The sequence below is a fragment of the Pseudomonas sp. 300 genome, from assembly GCF_055803035.1.
Genome location: NZ_JAVLRV010000002.1, coordinates 1,160,898 through 1,177,898, shown reverse-complemented (window position 1 = coordinate 1,177,898; position 17,001 = coordinate 1,160,898). Strand labels below are relative to the sequence as shown.

General features: G+C 60.7%; 14 protein-coding genes. 4 read left to right on the top strand and 10 right to left on the bottom strand.

Annotated elements, in window-relative coordinates; all coding sequences use genetic code 11:
• Positions 1-68: 68 nt before the first annotated feature.
• The 3 genes from Q7W83_RS11880 to Q7W83_RS11870 all read left to right on the top strand — a co-directional run bounded on the left by Q7W83_RS11880 (position 69) and on the right by Q7W83_RS11870 (position 4,099).
• The gene (locus tag Q7W83_RS11880) at positions 69-590 is read left to right on the top strand and encodes a sigma-70 family RNA polymerase sigma factor (protein ID WP_473656122.1); all 522 of its coding nucleotides are present in this window, start codon (positions 69-71) and stop codon (positions 588-590) included.
• A complete protein-coding gene (locus Q7W83_RS11875) occupies positions 587-1,531 on the top strand; it encodes a FecR domain-containing protein (protein ID WP_150632817.1) in 945 nt (314 codons plus the stop codon). Before Q7W83_RS11880 ends, Q7W83_RS11875 begins: the two co-directional genes overlap by 4 nt.
• 99 nt (positions 1,532-1,630) lie before the next feature.
• The gene (locus tag Q7W83_RS11870; RefSeq protein ID WP_473656121.1) at positions 1,631-4,099 is read left to right on the top strand and encodes a TonB-dependent siderophore receptor; all 2,469 of its coding nucleotides are present in this window, start codon (positions 1,631-1,633) and stop codon (positions 4,097-4,099) included.
• 59 nt (positions 4,100-4,158) lie between these two features.
• On the opposite strand, the gene lldD is transcribed toward Q7W83_RS11870, so the two are convergent.
• From lldD to Q7W83_RS11855, 3 genes are all read right to left on the bottom strand, one after another.
• Positions 4,159-5,301 carry an FMN-dependent L-lactate dehydrogenase LldD gene (gene lldD / locus Q7W83_RS11865; RefSeq protein WP_150632815.1) on the bottom strand — a complete coding sequence of 381 codons (1,143 nt, stop codon included), beginning with the start codon at positions 5,299-5,301 and terminating at the stop codon, positions 4,159-4,161.
• Between the two features lie 827 nt (positions 5,302-6,128).
• The gene (locus tag Q7W83_RS11860) at positions 6,129-7,754 is read right to left on the bottom strand and encodes an MFS transporter (RefSeq protein ID WP_150630448.1); all 1,626 of its coding nucleotides are present in this window, start codon (positions 7,752-7,754) and stop codon (positions 6,129-6,131) included.
• Between the two features lie 78 nt (positions 7,755-7,832).
• Entirely contained in the window at positions 7,833-9,482 is a 1,650-nt protein-coding gene (locus Q7W83_RS11855) for a GMC family oxidoreductase (RefSeq protein ID WP_150630449.1), read from the bottom strand.
• 121 nt (positions 9,483-9,603) lie between these two features.
• Here Q7W83_RS11855 and Q7W83_RS11850 point away from each other — a divergent pair, with 121 nt between their 5' ends.
• The gene (locus Q7W83_RS11850) at positions 9,604-10,500 is read left to right on the top strand and encodes a LysR family transcriptional regulator (RefSeq protein ID WP_150630450.1); all 897 of its coding nucleotides are present in this window, start codon (positions 9,604-9,606) and stop codon (positions 10,498-10,500) included.
• A 59-nt stretch (positions 10,501-10,559) separates the two neighbouring features.
• Here Q7W83_RS11850 and Q7W83_RS11845 read toward each other — a convergent pair whose 3' ends face one another.
• The 7 genes from Q7W83_RS11845 to Q7W83_RS11815 are packed head-to-tail and all read right to left on the bottom strand — an operon-like array spanning position 10,560 to position 16,905.
• Positions 10,560-11,978: an ATP-binding protein gene (locus Q7W83_RS11845; protein ID WP_150630451.1), complete on the bottom strand. Its 1,419-nt coding sequence runs from the start codon at positions 11,976-11,978 to the stop codon at positions 10,560-10,562.
• On the bottom strand, positions 11,975-12,637 hold the full coding sequence (locus Q7W83_RS11840) for a response regulator (RefSeq protein WP_150630452.1): 663 nt from the start codon (positions 12,635-12,637) through the stop codon (positions 11,975-11,977). Before Q7W83_RS11840 ends, Q7W83_RS11845 begins: the two co-directional genes overlap by 4 nt.
• Before the next feature lie 11 nt (positions 12,638-12,648).
• Positions 12,649-13,293, bottom strand: coding sequence for a tetratricopeptide repeat protein (locus tag Q7W83_RS11835; protein WP_473656120.1), 645 nt, complete (start codon positions 13,291-13,293; stop codon positions 12,649-12,651).
• A complete protein-coding gene (locus Q7W83_RS11830; RefSeq protein WP_150630454.1) occupies positions 13,290-14,099 on the bottom strand; it encodes an SDR family oxidoreductase in 810 nt (269 codons plus the stop codon). The genes Q7W83_RS11835 and Q7W83_RS11830 overlap by 4 nt, the downstream gene beginning before the upstream one ends.
• The gene (locus Q7W83_RS11825; RefSeq protein WP_458377524.1) at positions 14,086-14,760 is read right to left on the bottom strand and encodes a TenA family transcriptional regulator; all 675 of its coding nucleotides are present in this window, start codon (positions 14,758-14,760) and stop codon (positions 14,086-14,088) included. Before Q7W83_RS11825 ends, Q7W83_RS11830 begins: the two co-directional genes overlap by 14 nt.
• Entirely contained in the window at positions 14,757-16,238 is a 1,482-nt protein-coding gene (locus Q7W83_RS11820; protein ID WP_473656119.1) for an AMP-binding protein, read from the bottom strand. Before Q7W83_RS11820 ends, Q7W83_RS11825 begins: the two co-directional genes overlap by 4 nt.
• Complete coding sequence (locus tag Q7W83_RS11815) at positions 16,228-16,905, bottom strand: thermostable hemolysin (RefSeq protein WP_150630457.1); 678 nt, start codon at positions 16,903-16,905, stop codon at positions 16,228-16,230. Before Q7W83_RS11815 ends, Q7W83_RS11820 begins: the two co-directional genes overlap by 11 nt.
• Positions 16,906-17,001 lie beyond the last annotated feature (96 nt).

Sequence of the window (17,001 nt, the reverse complement as noted above, 5' to 3'; positions counted from 1 at the left end):
CTATTGCCAATCACCTCCCGTACCGATGACAATGCGATTCATTATCAGTAGAGAATTATTCCATTGTCATGTCCGCCCACGATTTGTCCCTGCGCAGCGCCGTCAATGATCTGTATTGCGACCACCACAGTTGGCTCAATGGCTGGCTGCGCAAGCGCTTGGGCAACGCCTTCGATGCGGCGGATCTGGCACAGGACACCTTCGTCCGGGTGATCAAGGCGCGCAACGCGCTGGAGATACGCGAGCCGCGGCCGTACCTGTCGATGATCGCCAAGGGCTTGTTGATTGACCTGTTCCGCCGGCGTTCGCTGGAACAGTCGTATCTGGAAGCCTTGGCGGCCATGCCCGAATGGCAACAACCTTCGCTGGAAGAACAGGCGATCCTGCTGCAAGCCCTCATGGAAATCGATCGTTTGCTGCAAGGGTTGGGGCCGAAGGTCAAACAGACGTTCATCCTGTCTCAGTTCGAAGGCCTGACCTACCCGCAGATTGCTGAGCGCCTGAGCGTCAGCGTGCGCACAGTCAACAATCACATGGCCAAGGCCATGGAGCATTGCTGCCTGATGCAAATCCAGTTGCAACTGGCATGAGTCTTTCACCCGCCGAATTGAAAGCGATCAGCGTCGCGGCCCAGTGGTATGCCCGGTTACAGTCAGGTGTCGCGACCGATTCCGATCGCGCGGCATGGAACGAATGGCTGCTCGCCGACCCTGCGCACCCTCAAGCCTGGCAGCGCATGGCCGCCGTCGGCGAGCAAATGAGTCGCGTGCCTGGCGCCCTGGCCTCGCCGGCCCTGCGCGGCGCTGACAGCTCGCGTCGACAGGTGTTACGGAGCGTCGTGGTACTGGCCTCGTCCGGTTCACTGGGCTGGCTGGGATGGCGCAGCGAAACAACCCGGAACCTGTTTGCCGATTTCCGCACCGCCGTGGGGGAGCGCCGGCAGTTCCGCTTGGCGGATGGCAGTTCATTGCTGCTGAATACCGATACTTCGGTCAACCTGCGTTTCGATGGGCGCCAACGGGTGCTGGAACTGTTGTGGGGCGAAATGATTGTCACGACCGCCGTCGATCCTTTGCAGCGACCACTCAAGGTGGTCACCCGCTATGGCGAGGTGCTGGCGCTGGGCACACGGTTTATCGTCCGGTCCGGGAATCAGGAGGGCGAGGTGGCCGTGCTTGAGAAAGCGGTGGAGGTGACTTCATATGGCGGTGGCTCGAAGGTGCGCCTCGAGGCTGGCCAGTCCCTCAGTTTCAATCCCGCTTCTCTGGGGACGGTACGACGCAATGATGCTTCGACGGGCGCCTGGCAGCGAGGCAGTATCATCGCCATCAATCGTCCGTTGGCCGAGTTGCTGACCGACCTGTCGCGCTACCGCACTGGCGTGCTGCGCTGTGATCCGCGCATCGCCGATCTGAAGGTGTCCGGCGCGTTCCCCATCGATAACACGGACCTGGCGCTGGCTGCGCTGGAAAGTGGTTTTTCCCTGCGCATCAGCCGATTCAGCCGCTATTGGGTCAATGTTTCCGGCTGAGGCGACAAAAAATATTTTCAATCTTTTGCACTTTTCAACCACATCGTTCGGCTCATCCCTCAGTGAGTTTTTATTGATGGTCTTTGGGGGAGGGTAAGCATGTCTCGGGTCTACACGTCAGGTCGCCTGGCGATTGCGGTGAACGTCGGATTGATCGCGGCAACGTCGATGTGCGTATGGCCGGTCGCGGCGATGGCGGCGCAACAGCAAACTTCGGTTCAATCCTTCGACATTGCCGGCGGCAGTCTGACCGAGGTCCTCAGCCATTTCGCCAGTGCGGCAGGCGCCGCCATTTCCTTTGATGCGCGACAAACCGAAGGGTTGAAGTCCCCCGGACTCAAAGGTACGTTCGGTGTCAGTGAAGGGTTCGCGCGAATTCTGGGCGGCAGCGGTCTGCAAGCTGAACCCCAAGCCAACGGCACGTACGTGCTGCGGCCAGTACCGGCCGCCGGTTCGGCGCTGGAACTGGGTGCGACCAACATCAACGGGCAGATGCTGGGCGCGACCACCGAGAACAGCGGCTCGTATACCACGGGCGCGGTGACCATCGGCAAGAGCGAGCACTCGCTCAAGGAAACGCCGCAATCGGTCACGGTGATGACCCGCAAGATGCTCGATGACCAGAACCTCAATACCATCGAACAGGTCATGGAAAAGACGCCAGGCATTACTGTTTACGACTCGACCATGGGTGGCAAATATTTCTATTCGCGCGGCTTCCGCATGTCGGGCCAGTATCAGTACGACGGCGTGCCGCTGGATATGGGCAACCTGTATGTTCAGGCCGACAGTTTCAGCGGTGACATGGCGTATTACGACCGGGTCGAAATCCTCCGTGGTGCCGCGGGAATGATGAAGGGTTCGGGGGGCACGGCCGGGGGAGTGAATTTCGTACGCAAGCGTGGCCAGACCGCGCCGCATACCGACATCACGCTGTCCGGTGGCAGTTGGGACAATTATCGCGGACAGGTCGACACCGGCGGACCGCTGAACGACTCCGGCACGGTGCGCGGTCGGGCCGTGGTCGCCGAGCAGAGCCGGCATTACTTTGTGGACGACGCCAATCGCAAGGATCAGGTGTATTACGGCGCCCTCGATTTTGATGTGAGCGCCGACACGGCACTCGGGCTGGGCGTGGCTTATGAAGATGTCGACGCCAATCCTTGCTGGGGCGGTCTGCCGCGGTATCGGGATCGCAGTGACCTGAAACTCAGCCGCTCCACCTGCCTCGACCCCTCCTGGAATACCTGGCGCAGCCAGCGCACCACCGTCTTCAGTGATCTGAAACATCAGATCAACGAAGACTGGTCCCTGAAGGTCGCAAGCGTTTACACAAAAAATACCCAGGACATCAAGTATGCGTTTGCCTCCGGCGCGGTGACCCCAGGCATCAACACCACGGGCATGCTGGGCAGTATGTATGACTACGATCAGGTCGATTACGGCCTGGATGCCTACGTGGACGGCAAGTTCGACGCGTTCGGCCAACAACATGAATTGGTGGTGGGTTTCAACGCCAGCCGTGCGAAAAAAGACGATTTCTACTCGGTGGCGTTTCTGCCGCAGCGACAGAATGTGTTCAACCCTGACAAGCACATTCCAGAACCGGACGACAGCTACTTCATCGACAACTCGTCTCGCGGCGGGCCGGTCAATTCCGTGACCAGACAGAAAGGTGTTTACTCGACGTTGCGCCTGAAACTGGCGGATCCGTTGACCCTCGTCGTCGGCGGTCGTGTGAGCTGGTACAACTCGGAAACCGACTACGACTTCATCAATACAGGCACCTCGGAACACGCCAGCACCACGGAAACAGGCCAGGTGACGCCGTTTGCCGGCGTGCTGCTGGACTTGAACGAGAACCTGACGGCTCACGCCAGCTACTCGGATATCTTTACCCCGCAAGGCAACTTCCGTTCGGAAGATGGTTCGGCCCTCAAACCGTTGGTGGGACAGAGTTATGAATTGGGGATCAAGGGCGCCTGGTTCGACGGTCGCCTGAACAGCTCGTTCAACCTGTTCCGTACCGTCCAGAAGGACCAGGCGCAGACGGATTTCAACTCCTCTTGCCCGTCATCGGATGGCTACTGCTATGTCAACGCAGGAAAAGTGCGCGCTCAGGGCTTCGAGGCCGAAATCAGCGGTGAAGTGATCGAACGATTGCAATTGCTCGCGGGTTACACCTACACCCAGACCAAAACCCTGGACGATATCGACACCAGCCTGAACGGCGCCGCGTTCAACAGTTACGTGCCGAGACACGTGTTGCGCATGTGGGGTGATTACGCGCTGGGCGGTGCTCTCGAGCAGTTCACCATTGGTGCCGGCGTCAACGCGCAAAGTGATAATTTCCGCGTCTCTCCGGCCACCGGTGACAAGATCACTCAGTCGGGTTATGCAATCTGGAACGGTCGGATCGGCTACCGCATCGACGACACATGGTCGGTGGCGTTGAACGGCAACAACCTGTTCGACAAACGCTACTACACCACCATCGGTACCGAGAGTTTCGGCAACTATTACGGCGACCCGCGTAACTTCATGGTGTCGGTCAAAGCGAGTTTCTGACGCTGGCCTCATTAAAAAAGCCGCGCCTTTGCGCGGTTTTATTAATGATCACGATCAGCTCACCGAACCGCCTGCACCAGCGTCGATTCATCGATCTGAGCAATCGACGTCACCCCGGTCAACGTCATCGCCACGCGCATTTCCCTGGCGAAAATATCCAGCATGTTTTCCACCCCGCGCTGACCGTCGGCGGCCAGCGCGTACGCCATGGAGCGCCCCAGCAACACGCCTTTTGCGCCCAGCGCCAGCATCCGCACGACATCAAGCCCCGAGCGGATCCCTGAGTCGACCAGCACCGTCAGATCATTCCCCACCGCTTGTACGATGGGCGGTAAGGCCTTGGCCGTGGAAAGCACGCCGTCCAGCTGTCGCCCGCCGTGGTTCGACACCACAATGCCGTCCGCGCCAAAGCTGACGGCATCCCGCGCGTCTTGAGGATCGAGAATGCCTTTGATGATCATCGGGCCTTTCCAGAAGTCACGAATCCACTCCAGATCGCTCCAGCTGATCGACGGGTCGAAGTTGTTCGCCAGCCAGCCCATGTAATCTTCGAGCGTGACGGCTTTGCCAAGGTACTTCGAGATATTGCCCAGGTCATGCGGGCGCCCCATGACGCCGACGTTGAAGGCCCAGTCGGGTCGGGTCATCGCCTGAAGCATTCGCCGCGATGATGCAAACGGCCCGGACATCCCCGAGTGCGCATCCCGGTAGCGCGCGCCGGGCGTGGGCATGTCGACGGTAAACACCAGGTTCTTCACCCCGGCGGCCTTCGCTCGTTCCAGGGCATTTTTCATGAAGCCCCGGTCTTTCAGCACATACAGCTGGAACCAGATGGATTGTTGGCTTTGCGCCACCACTTCCTCGATCGAACACACCGACACGGTTGACAGGCACAGGGGAATGCCTTTGTTTTCCGCCGCTTTGACCGCCTGCACTTCACCCCGTCGGGCGAACATGCCCGTCAGGCCGACGGGCGCGAGGATGATCGGCATTGCGAAGGGCTGGTCGAAGAGGGTGGTTTGAAGGCTCAGGGTTTCGACGTTTTTCAGAATGCGCTGACGCAGGCTGATGCCCGTCAGGTCGGCGCTGTTGGCCCTCAGTGTGTGTTCGGCATAAGCGCCGCCGTCGATGTAGTCGAACAGGAAACGGGGAAGTTTGCGGCGGGCTGCCTCGCGGTAGTCGGATGCGGATGAAATGATCATGGTGCCTCGGTCGGGTGAGTGGCGGGGCGATGGGTGCATCGGGTCAGATTAGCGAAAACGGATCGCGTTTGCGGTAATTCTGTTCACTTGAGGAAATGGATTGCGGTTTGATCTCGCGGAAGGGTCCACGGACCCCTGTTGAAGCGAACCTGCTCGCTAAGACGGCCGGACAGCCGACCTGTTCTCGCGGATGTACCCGAAACCCTGTGGGAGCGGGCTTGCCCGCGATGGCTATGTGTCGGGCGACATAGGCTTTGATGGTGTACATATCCGCTGCTGCGGTAACGGCCACTTAAGGCTCCGCCCCTACGGCGGGTTACTTGGAAAAACGGAACGCCGCCCGGCCCCAAGTAACCAAGCGCCTGCGCCCCTGACGTACGGTGGCTCGCCATACCCTCGCTCCGGTCCTGCTCCGTGGGCCCACCGCTATCGGCCATCCATGCCGGGTTGCCCACTGCGCAGAATCTGCGCTCGGCCTTCCGACGGGGCAGATCAAGATCAAAAGCCTGATCAACAACTAGAGCCAACTCATACCTGTGGGAGCTAGCCTGCTAGCGATGGTCGTTAACGATAACGCGTGCTGTCTGAATGAACGCGGTGTCTGGACGTCCATCGCTAGCAGGCTAGCTCCCACAGGGGGAATGCGTATGCTTGAAGAGCCAGGCCGGCCGATCGGCCGCCTCGCGGTGCTGTGGCGGTAGCCGCCCCCGGCCAAGGATGGCGGCGCTCTTCCAAGTGACCCGTCGTAGGGGCGGAACCTTAAGTGGCCGTTACCGAAGAAACGGATAAACCCCCACTCACTTGCCCACACCCCGTTCAAACCTCACTCAGTTGGTATCAAGATCCACGTTCTTGGTCTCACGCAAACAGATCATCCCCACCACCAGACTCACCGCAGTAATTACCACCGGGTACCAAAGCCCATAGAAGATATCCCCGGTATACACCACCAACGCAAACGACACCGTCGGCAGGAACCCGCCGAACCAGCCGTTGCCGATGTGATACGGCAAGGACATCGACGTGTAGCGGATGCGGGTCGGGAACAGTTCGACCATGAGCGCCGCCAGCGGGCCGTAGCACATCGCGGAGATGATGATCAGCACAACCATCAGCGCCACGATCATCGGCTTGTTGACCTGTTGCGTATCGGCCTTTGACGGATACCCCGCCAATGTTACCGCGCCGCGCAGGGCCGCTTCGTCGTAGCCATCGATTTTCACCTCGCCGACGCTGACCTGCACACCGCTGCCGGCCGGGGCCGCTTCGCTGATGTAGGGCAAGCCCTGTTTCACCAGGAAGGTTTTGACCTTGTCGCACGGGCTGTCAAATTTCGCCTTGCCCACCGGATCGAACTGGAAGGTGCAAGTGGCCGGGTCGGCCAGTACGGTGATCGGCGCCTGGCGGCTGGCCTGGTCGATGGCCGGGTTGGCGTAGTGGGCGATGGATTTGAAGATCGGGAAGTACAACGCGGTAGCCAGCAACAGGCCGATCATCAACACCGGTTTACGCCCGACCTTGTCCGACAGCCAACCAAAGAAGATGAAGAACGGCGCGCCGATGATCACGCTGACGATCAGCAGGCTGTTGGCCAGGGCCGGGTCCATTTTCAGGAACTGGGTGAGGAAGAACAGCACGTAGAACTGCGCCGCGTAGAATGTCACCGCTTGCCCGGCGTTGATGCTGAACAGCGCGATCAGCACGACTTTGAGGTTTTCCCATTTACCGAAGGAGTCGCGCAAAGGCGACTTGCAGAGTTTGCCTTCCTCTTTCATTTTCACGAACGCGGGCGATTCGTGCAGGCTCAGGCGAATCCAGGTCGAGATGCCCAGCAGCACGATGGAAAACAGGAACGGAATCCGCCAGCCCCAGACTTCGAACTGGTCGCCGGTGAAGTAGCGGCAACCCAGCACCACGAGCAACGACAGCAGCAAGCCAAGGGTTGCAGTGGACTGAATCCAGCTGGTGTGGAAACCGCGTTTGCCAATGGGCGCGTGTTCCGCGACATAGGTCGCAGCGCCACCGTACTCACCGCCCAAGGCCAGGCCCTGAAGCATGCGCAGCACCACGAGGATGATCGGCGCTGCAATGCCGATGCTCGCGTAAGTCGGCAGCAGCCCGACGCAAAACGTCGCGACACCCATGAGAACAATGGTAGCGAGGAAGGTGTATTTGCGCCCGATCATGTCCCCCAGCCGCCCGAACACCAGCGCACCAAAGGGCCGTACGATGAAGCCGGCGGCGAATGCCATCAGTGCAAAGATGAATGCCGTGGTGTCGTTGACCCCGGCGAAAAACTGTTTGCTGATCACCGCCGCGAGGGCGCCGTAGAGGAAAAAGTCGTACCACTCGAACACCGTTCCCAGTGACGAAGCGAAGATGACTTTGCGGGTGTCACGGCCGGCGTCGGTGCTGCTGCGCGTGATTTCCAGAGGCTGAACATGTTCTGACATATCGGTATCCCTCACAGTGATTGTTTTTGTTGTTCCACTGTCGGCACGTCTTGTGGACGGTGCCGCTATTCCTTTTGCTCAAGAGACTGCGGTCAGTGCGTTTTTGTCAGGTGCAAGACTCCTTGTGGGTGCTTCCAGAATGAGTTGCGCGGCCTTCTCGGCAATCATCAGCGTCGGCGAACAGGTGTTGCCCGAGGTGATGCGCGGCATGATCGAGGCATCGGCGATGCGCAGGCCGGGAATGCCGTGGACTTTCAGTTCGGCATCGACCACCGCATCCACGTCGTTGCCCATTCGGCAGGTGCCGACCGGATGGAAAATCGTCGTGCCGATTCGCGCAGCGGCTTCGTGCAGTTGTTCTTCGCTTTGCAAACTGTCTCCAGGCAGGTACTCCACCGGTTTGAACGCTTGCAGGGCGGGGGCGGAAACGATGCGTCGGGTCAGGCGGATCGCATCGGCGGCGATACGTAAATCTTCCGGATGGCTCAAATAATTAGGTTGAATCAGCGGCGCGTCCTGCGGATCGGCCGAACGAATGTCGATACGCCCACGGCTTTGCGGTCGCAAGTCGCAGACCGAAGCCGTGAAGGCCGGGAAGGCATGCAACGGCTCACCGAAGCGTTCCAGCGACAGCGGCTGCACGTGGTATTCGAGATTCGCCGAAGTCTGCTCCGGCCCCGATCGGGCAAACGCACCGAGCTGACTCGGGGCCATGGACAGCGGGCCACTGCGGTCGTACAGGTAACGCAAACCCATGCCCATCTTGCCCCACACACTGCCAGCGATCTGGTTCAGGGTGCGTGCGTTTTGCAGTTTGTAGATCAGCCGCAGTTGCAGGTGATCCTGCAGGTTGCCGCCTACACCGGGCAGCTCATGGGCCACACCGATGCCCAGTTTTTCCAGGAGGGGGCGAGGGCCGATGCCGGAGCGTTGCAGGATGGTCGGCGAACCGACGGCACCCGCGCAAAGGACGATTTCCTTGCGCGCCTTGAAGGTTTTCGCCTGACCCTGCCAGCGTGCGCTGACCGCCGCTGCACGGCCGTTTTCCAGGAGCACGCGGTCGACTTCTACGTCGGTCAGCACGGTGAGATTGGGACGATGGCGGACAGGCTTGAGAAATGCCTTGGCCGCGTTCCAGCGAATCCCGGCCTTTTGATTGACCTGAAAATAGCCGCAGCCTTCGTTGTCGCCCTGATTGAAGTCGTCGATGCTGGCGATGCCGCTTTGTTCGGCCGCGCTGCGGAAGGCATCGAGAATCGGCCAGGACAGTCGTTGACGTTCGATCCGCCATTCCCCGGCGGCGCCGTGAAATTGCGAGTCGCCGGCAAAATGGTTTTCGCTTTTCTTGAACAACGGCAATACATCGTCCCAACGCCAGCCGGGATTGCCATCGGCCGCCCAGCCGTCGTAGTCACTGGCCTGGCCGCGCATGTAGATCATGCCGTTGATTGAGGAACAGCCACCGAGCACCTTGCCGCGCGGGTAACTCAGGGCGCGACCTTGCAGGCCTGCCTGCGCTTCGGTCTTGAAGCACCAGTCGGTGCGCGGGTTGCCGATGCAGAACAGGTAACCCACGGGGATGTGAATCCACGCGTAGTTATCGCGGCCGCCGGCTTCGAGCAGCAGGACCCGGTGTTGCGGGTTGGCCGACAATCGATTGGCCAGCAAACAACCCGCCGGCCCGGCCCCGACCACGATGTAGTCGTATTCATCAAGGGAAGTCTGCATCCCTGACCTCGTATTGTTGTTCTTGTTGTCGGTCATCCTAGTTGTTAGCTTTCGTCAAAAGAATGTTAGTTTTTGCGCAGCTGCTGTGCGTTTTTAAACAGCGCAGCCCTAAGGAAGGTTCATGTTCGATTGGAATGACCTACGGTTTTTTCTCGAGTTGCAGCGCAGCGGGCGTTTGCTCACCGCTGCCCGCCGTTTGAATACCACTCACGCCACCGTGGCCCGGCACATCGAGGCCATCGAAAAAAGCCTCGGCACGGCGCTGTTCGTCCAGCACGCTCAGGGATATGAATTGACGCCAGCGGGTGAAGCGCTGCTCAAACACGCTGAAGCGATGGAAAACGTCGCGTTGCTGGCTCAGGAAGAAATCACTCAATCGACGGCGCCGCTGGGCAAGATTCGCGTCGGGGTGACCGAAGGCCTGGGCATCATGTTCCTCGCCAGTCGCATGAACGGCTTGTTCGAACGCTATCCGGGGCTGGAGGTGGAACTGGTGGCGGTGCCGCGATTTGTCAGCATCCTCAACCGCGAAGCGGAGATCAGTATCCACCTCGAACGCCCGGCTGCCGACATGCTGGTCACGCGCAAACTCACCGACTATCGCCTGGCGCTGTACGCCAGCCAGGCCTACCTCGACAACGCTCCACCGTTACGCAGCCGCGAAGACCTCGGGCGCCACGCGTGGATCGGCTATGTCGATGACTTGCTGTTCAGTCAGGAGCTGATGTTTCTCAACAGCTTTTGTCGCAACCCGCAGGTGGTGTTTCACAGCACCAGTGTGATCGCCCAGCAACAGGCGGCGCGCTCGGGGCTGGGGATTGCGGTGCTGCCGTGCTATATGGCCAGCGCCGATCCGGACTTGGTGCCGCTGTTGCCGGATGAAAGCATCCAGCGCAGTTACTGGATCAGCACCCGCCGCGAGCTGCACAAATCCGTGCGGCTGCGGGTATTGTGGGATTACGTGGTGGAGTTGTGTGAGCGGGAACAGGATTTACTGCGAGGCCCCGATCCCTTGTAGATACCGTCTTGAGCCGCACCGGCAAGGCAGTTCTCGCAGGGGCGGCGTTTCAAGCGGTTTCAGGTGTTCGGCGGCAGATCTCGGGTGGTGCGCTGCAATGGGTTGCGAGGATGGCCGTCCGGAATCGACAAGGTTGCGCACAACCCGCCTTCGGGGCGGTTGGCCAGGGTGATATGGCCCCCCAGTCGAGTCGCGATGGTGTTGACGATGGTCAGGCCCAATCCCGCTCCTTGCGCATTCCCGCGACTGTAAAAACGCTCGAACAATCGCCCGCGATCCGATTCGTTGATGCCGGGCCCTTGGTCCTCGACACTCAGCGAATAAAACCCGTCCGCCTGACTGAGCTTCACCGTGATAACGCCCTGTTCAGGGGAAAAATTTACGGCGTTGCTGATCAGGTTGTTCAGGGCAATATCGATCACAGCTGCGTCGGCAACCATTTCGAAGGGCTGCTCACTGACGTCGAATGCCAATTCAAGGTTTTTGCTCAGGATCCAGGGCGTGAGTTGAACCAGGCTGGCGCGCACGGTGGCGCTCAGGTCAATGACATGCAAAACCGGGGCGGTGGCTTTGGGTTCCAGGCGGGCCATAGTCAATAGTTGATTGACCAGGCGGCTGGTGCGATCGACCCCGGCGATCAGAAACGCCAGAGACTCCCGACGTTCCTGCTCGGTGCCGGCCTCCAGCAGGTTTTGCGCATGCACCCGCAGCACCGCCAGGGGCGTGCGCATTTCATGGGCCGCGTCGGCGATGAAGCGACGTTCGCGACCGAGCACTTCCTGTATCTGCGCGAGCATGCGGTTGAGTGCGGCTTGCATCGGTTCCAGCTCACTGGGCAACGGATTCAATTGCAGAGGTTCCAATGAGCCGCTGTGCCGTGCCCGCAACGTGGCCGCCATGTCGGCCAGAGGCTTGAGGCCCCAACCGATCGCCATCCAGATCATCGCCGCGAGAATCAGGCTGCCCAGCACATTGGGCCACAGGGTATGACGAACAATCCGGTCCACCAGGTCCGAACGCACATCGTCCCGTTCGCCGACCCAGATGCGCAGGTTGTTTTGTTTGTCTTCGAGCATGAACGCACGCCAGTGGCGGTTGTTCAGGTCCACGACATCGCTGTAACCCGGTTTCGCCGGGGGCGCGATGAAGGAGGGGGCACTGGCGGTATGCACCAGCACTTCGCCCTTGGCATTCCAGACTTGAAAGGCAATCTTGGTTTCGTACGGATGGCCGTCGACCCTTGGCTCTGCTTCACCCAGCGCCTTGTTGAACGCCTGATAAAGCTCGGCGTGTTCCTTGGTCGCCAAGGGCATGCGCATCACCCCTTGTAGCAACCGGGCGTTCTGGGCGAGTTGGGCGTCGTAGACCTCGGCGATTTCGTGGTTGCTGTCGTGCAGGTTCAACGCACTGATCACTCCCAGGCCGGCAAGCATCAAGCCAATGATCAGCGTCAGGGTGCGGCGCCGGATAGACGTCATCGGCGCTCCTCCACCAAATAACCGACACCGCGGATCGTGCGGATCAGGTCGGTGGAGAATTTCTTGCGCAGGTGATGGATATGGACTTCCAGGGTGTTGCTCTCAGCTTCTTCGTTCCAGCCGTACAGCAACTGCATCAAATGATCGCGCGTCATGACCCGGCCCGGTGGCGACAGCAGTTCGTGGAGCAACTGATATTCCTTGGGCGTCAGTGCCACCGGCTCACCCTGATAGCTGACCTGCTGCGTGCCGGGGTTCAGGCTGATGCCAGCGTGCTCGATCAGCACTTGGGCGCGGCCGGCGCTGCGCCGCAACAAGGCCCGTAGACGGGCCTTGAGTTCAGCCAGATCGAAGGGTTTGATCAGGTAGTCGTCAGCACCGGCATCAAGCCCGGCGATGCGGTCTTCGGTGGCGTCTCGGGCAGTCAGGATCAGCACCGGCAGATTGGAACCACTGTCACGCAAGCGGCGCAGCACTTCGATCCCGTCCATGCGCGGCAGGCCGAGGTCGAGCACGGCCAGGTCAAAGGTTTCGCTGAGCAGCGCATGCAACGCGCTGCTGCCATCCTGCAACCAGTCGACGGTGTAGCCTTCGCGGCACAGGGCCTGATGAATGCCCTCGCCGAGGGCCACGTCATCCTCGATCAGTAATAAACGCACACAGACTCCTGTCACTCGAGTTTCTTGTTGACGTCCACCAGCAACGCTTCGATTTCTTTGCGACGTCCGGCGTCGGCGGTTTCCCGGCCTGGCCTTGGTTCGGCTTGCAGTGCTTTTTGCAGCGCACCTTTGGCCTCGCTGTAGCGTTTTTGACGGTAGAGGTGATCGCCCCAGAAGTACAGACTATCGATGCCATTCGGGTTGAGTTGCAAGGCCTGTTTAAGCAACTGCTCGGCCTTGTCAGCGTCGCCGAAACCGATGGGCCAGCCCGGCACACGGTCATACAGCGCGGCCAGGCTGGTATAGGCCGAGCCTTGCAGGGCTTTGGGGTCCAGGGCCAGGGCTTTTTCCAGATCGGCCTTGGCGTCCTTGACCTTGCTCAACGCACCGAGCCCGCCCTGGGCGCCGGCCCAACTGCTGGTGACGATGCCGGACCAGATCCAGGCTTCGGCCACCGACTGGCGCTCCCGTGTAAAGGCTGTCGCCTGGGCGGCGAGCTTTTCAAACGCAGTGGTGCGTTGATCGGCGGGCAGCTCGTATTGAATGTGCGCCCAGCTTTGCTGGATGCCGGAAAGGCGCTGTTGATCTGTGTTGTCCAGGGCCCAGACGCTCTGGCTCAGGGCGCCCAACAGCAGGCAAGCGGCGAATTTTTTCATGGTTTGAGGTTCTCGTTGTCGGGCTTCTGACTCAGGCGACGGATCAGTGGCAATTGCTTGCGCAAGCCACGGTCCACCAGATTGGGCAGCAGGCTGTTCAGGCGCACGAAAAAGCGCTCCGGCCAGCCCAGGTACAAGTCGCGGCGGTCGCCGGCAATCGCGTGGATCACGGCCGAGGCGACGGTTTGCGGATCATCGACATTGGATTTGAGCGCGTCATTCAAGGCCTGCGCCGCCGGGCTGTTCATGGTCGTGCGGGTGGCGCGGGGAGCGACGTACAGAACGCCGACCCGGGTGTCCGCCAGCTCTCGACGCAGGGCTTCGGAAAATCCGCGCAGGGCAAATTTGGTGGCGCAATAGCTGGCGTAACCGGGGTACCCGATCGAGCCGTAGGTCGAGCCGACGTTCACCACCATCGCGCTGTCGGCTTGCTTGAGCAGCGGCAGCAAGAGTTTGGTCAGGCAGATGGGCGCGCTGATGTTGACTGCCAGCATCGCGTTGATGTCGCTGTCATCCAGCTGTTCAAGCATGGCGAAGTGATTGACCCCGGCGGCATTGATCAGCAGGTTGATGCCGCCAATGGCTTCGGCGGCGGCCAGTACTTTGCGTCTGTCGGCGAGGAACGTCAGGTCGGCGCCGACCCAGCACAGGTGCTGCGGATAGCGCGCAAGTAATGGCTCCAGGGATTCCCGATGCCGGGCCACCGCCAACACCCGTGCGCCACTGGCGCACAAGGCCGACGCGATGGCGAGGCCGATGCCGCCGCTGGCACCGGTCAGCACCACGCGAGCCTCAGACAGGCGCATGCGAGTTCTCCCCGTCACGCGGCAGGCCACGGAACATATCCGCGTAGAGTTTGTAGACCACCTTCGAGGCGTGAATCACCGCGGCCTGATCGGCTGGATCGTCAAGGGTGTTCATCAACCGGCGGTAGGTCTGCATGTGCTCGATGTCCAGGGAACCGTGGGAGCTGAGGTAGCTGAAGGCGGTTTCGGGCAAGTCCAGACGCTGGCGAATGCTGCCGGCGGCGTGGGTGGCGAGGGCGATGCTGGTGCCTTCCAGCACATTGACCATGCCGAACAGACCGACCGGGTTGTCCCGGGCAATCAGGTCGTAGAGGAAGCTGACCATCAACTCGATCGGCAGGGACGGACGACTTTCAAGTACCGCCGCCTTGTCACCGCCGCAGGCTTCGATGTCGTCGAGCACCCATTTTTCGTGACCGTATTCTTCCTCGATGTACTCGCACACGGCCTCGCGCAGCCACTCCAGGCGCAGGGGCAGCCGCGCGCCACAGGCCATCATCAATGGCACGGTGTGGCGCACGTGGTAGTAGGCCTGGGTCAGAAAGGCCCGGTAGCCTTCCAGGCTGACCTTGCCCTCCAGCGCATCGCGGATGATGGGCAGGTTGAACAGTTCGTGTCGTTCCTGTTGCGTGGCTTCTTGCAGGGTGTCGAAAAAACTCATGATGCCGATTCCTCGGAAAGTGTCGATTCAGTCAGTTGCGCGCGGTAAAGCGCGACGATGGCGTCGCGGCGCGGTCGACCATTGGCGGTCAGCAGCCCGTTGGCCGGTGTAAAGGGTTGATCCAGGCGCGTCCAGTGATGGACCTGGGCGTAATCGGGCAGCGCCTCGTTGGCCTCGGCCACGGCGGCGGCCAGTTCTTCGTCGCTGCAGTCCGGGCGATGCGGCCAAAGCAGTGCATGGTTACGTGGCATGGCTTCGCCGTAGACGAAGGCCTGAGCGATGTGTCGGCGTTGAGTCAACTCGGCCTCGACCCACTCAGGGTTGACGTTGCGCCCGAAACTGCTGACGAATTGATGCTTCTTGCGCCCTTTGAGGTAGAGGAAGCCATCGGCGTCGAACTCGCCGAGATCACCGCTGGGCCACCATTCGTCGGTGTGTGGCGCTTCGCCCAGATAGCCCAGCAAGGTTGATCCCTTGATCAGCACCTCACCGTCGTCCGCCAGGCGAATCTCCACATGCGGCAGGGGTTTGCCGACACTGCCGGGGCGTTGGGCTTGCGGCCGATTCAGGCACACCACCGACGCGCACTCCGACAGCCCATAACCTTCGTAGACCGGCAGACCGAGACGTTGTGCGCGCTGCAGCAACTCCTCGGACACTCGTGCCCCACCCACGGCGGCAAAGCGTAACGAGGAGGGCGAGAAGGCTTTTTGTTCGGCGGCGCTGACCAGCAGCAACAGCAACTGCGGCACCAGGATCAGGCTTTCCGGGGCACGGGCGGCGAGGTAGCCCAGCAGTCGCGGCACATCAACACCGCTGGCACCCTGAATGCCCAGGGTTTTCTGACTCGGCAGGCTCAAGGTCGCCCCGGCGTACAGCGCGGCATAACAGCCCAGGTTTTCCAGGAGGATCGCCAAGGGCAGCAACGCGAGATGATGCAGGGGGTTGGTCGGTTTGCTGGCCTGATCCAGCTCATGGACGACGCGCAACATGCTGTCGGCGCTCAGGCACACACCTTTCGGTGTGCCGGTGGTGCCGGAGGTGAAGGTCAGTTTCGCAGTACCTGCGGGCATCCGGTTCGGCCCATCGAAAGTACGACGCCAGAACTCACCGGTTTGCTCATACCCGGCCGATTGCATTTCAGCGGCCAGCTCAGGTTCGGCAATCACCCGCTCTGCCTGGCTTTGTTCCAGGCAATGCTTGCGTTGCGCCGGGCTGAAGAAGGGCGGCAGCGTCAGGCAGGTCAGGCCTTCGAACAGCGCGGCGAGGTCCCAGAGCATCGCTTCGACGCCGTTGTCCAGGGCCAGTGCAACCACCTTGACCTGTTCATCGCGCAGACGCTGCTGGCGATACACCACTTCGGCGTAAAGCGTGGCGTAGTCCAGCTTCAACTGATCACCCCACACGGCGAGGGCATTGGGCTTGCGTTCGGCATGGCTACGCAGGGTCTGCTTGAAACGTACCAGTTCAGGCGACATGACTGGACTCCTCGAGGGACGACGGCAACCCCAGGCGATTGAACAGGCCGGCATTGCGCAAGTGGATGAAACCGGCGCGGATGTTGCCGACGTGTACCCACGGCTTGCTCTCGTAGTAACTGCCCCAGCTGTGACGGTCATCGCCCAGCCGAGCGGGGTCTGCTGCACAGAGGGTGACGGGTTTCAAACCGAGGCGATGGAAGCTGTTCACCAAGCCGATATTGCCGGTGAACGCCACCCATTCCAGGCCGCCCATGGCCAGCAGATAGGTGATGGCGATGATGCTCAGGCGCGCACTGCCGGTGTCGCTGGCCGCCAGGTTGCCCACCTCGATGATGCTCGCACGGTCTACCGGTTGGTCGGCCGCGGCGCTGATGAGCGGGTCGATCGGTTCGTCCAGATAGCGCTCCAGAAACAATGGTTCGGCGCTGGCCAGGCGTACGCCGGCCACCGCACAAAGTTCACCGGCGGCGTTGTGCATGCCGAACAGTTCCGGCATGAAATGACGGATGTCGGCGCCGTGTGCCTTGCGGAAACGTTGCTGGATAAAAGCTTCGAAGACTGGACGCTGAGGCTCGTCCGGCAAGGCTCGGGCCAGACTGAACTGCGGGGTTTCCGCGTGGCCGAAGTGCAGCGGCAGAGGGATGTTCCAGTCGTAATCAGGCATTAGGAGATGCCTCCCGGAGTGAATGTGGGAGAAGTATCGGAGGCATTTCTTAACGAAGTCTGAAGGTGGCGAAAAGTTTGCTCGGGCTGTCTTCAG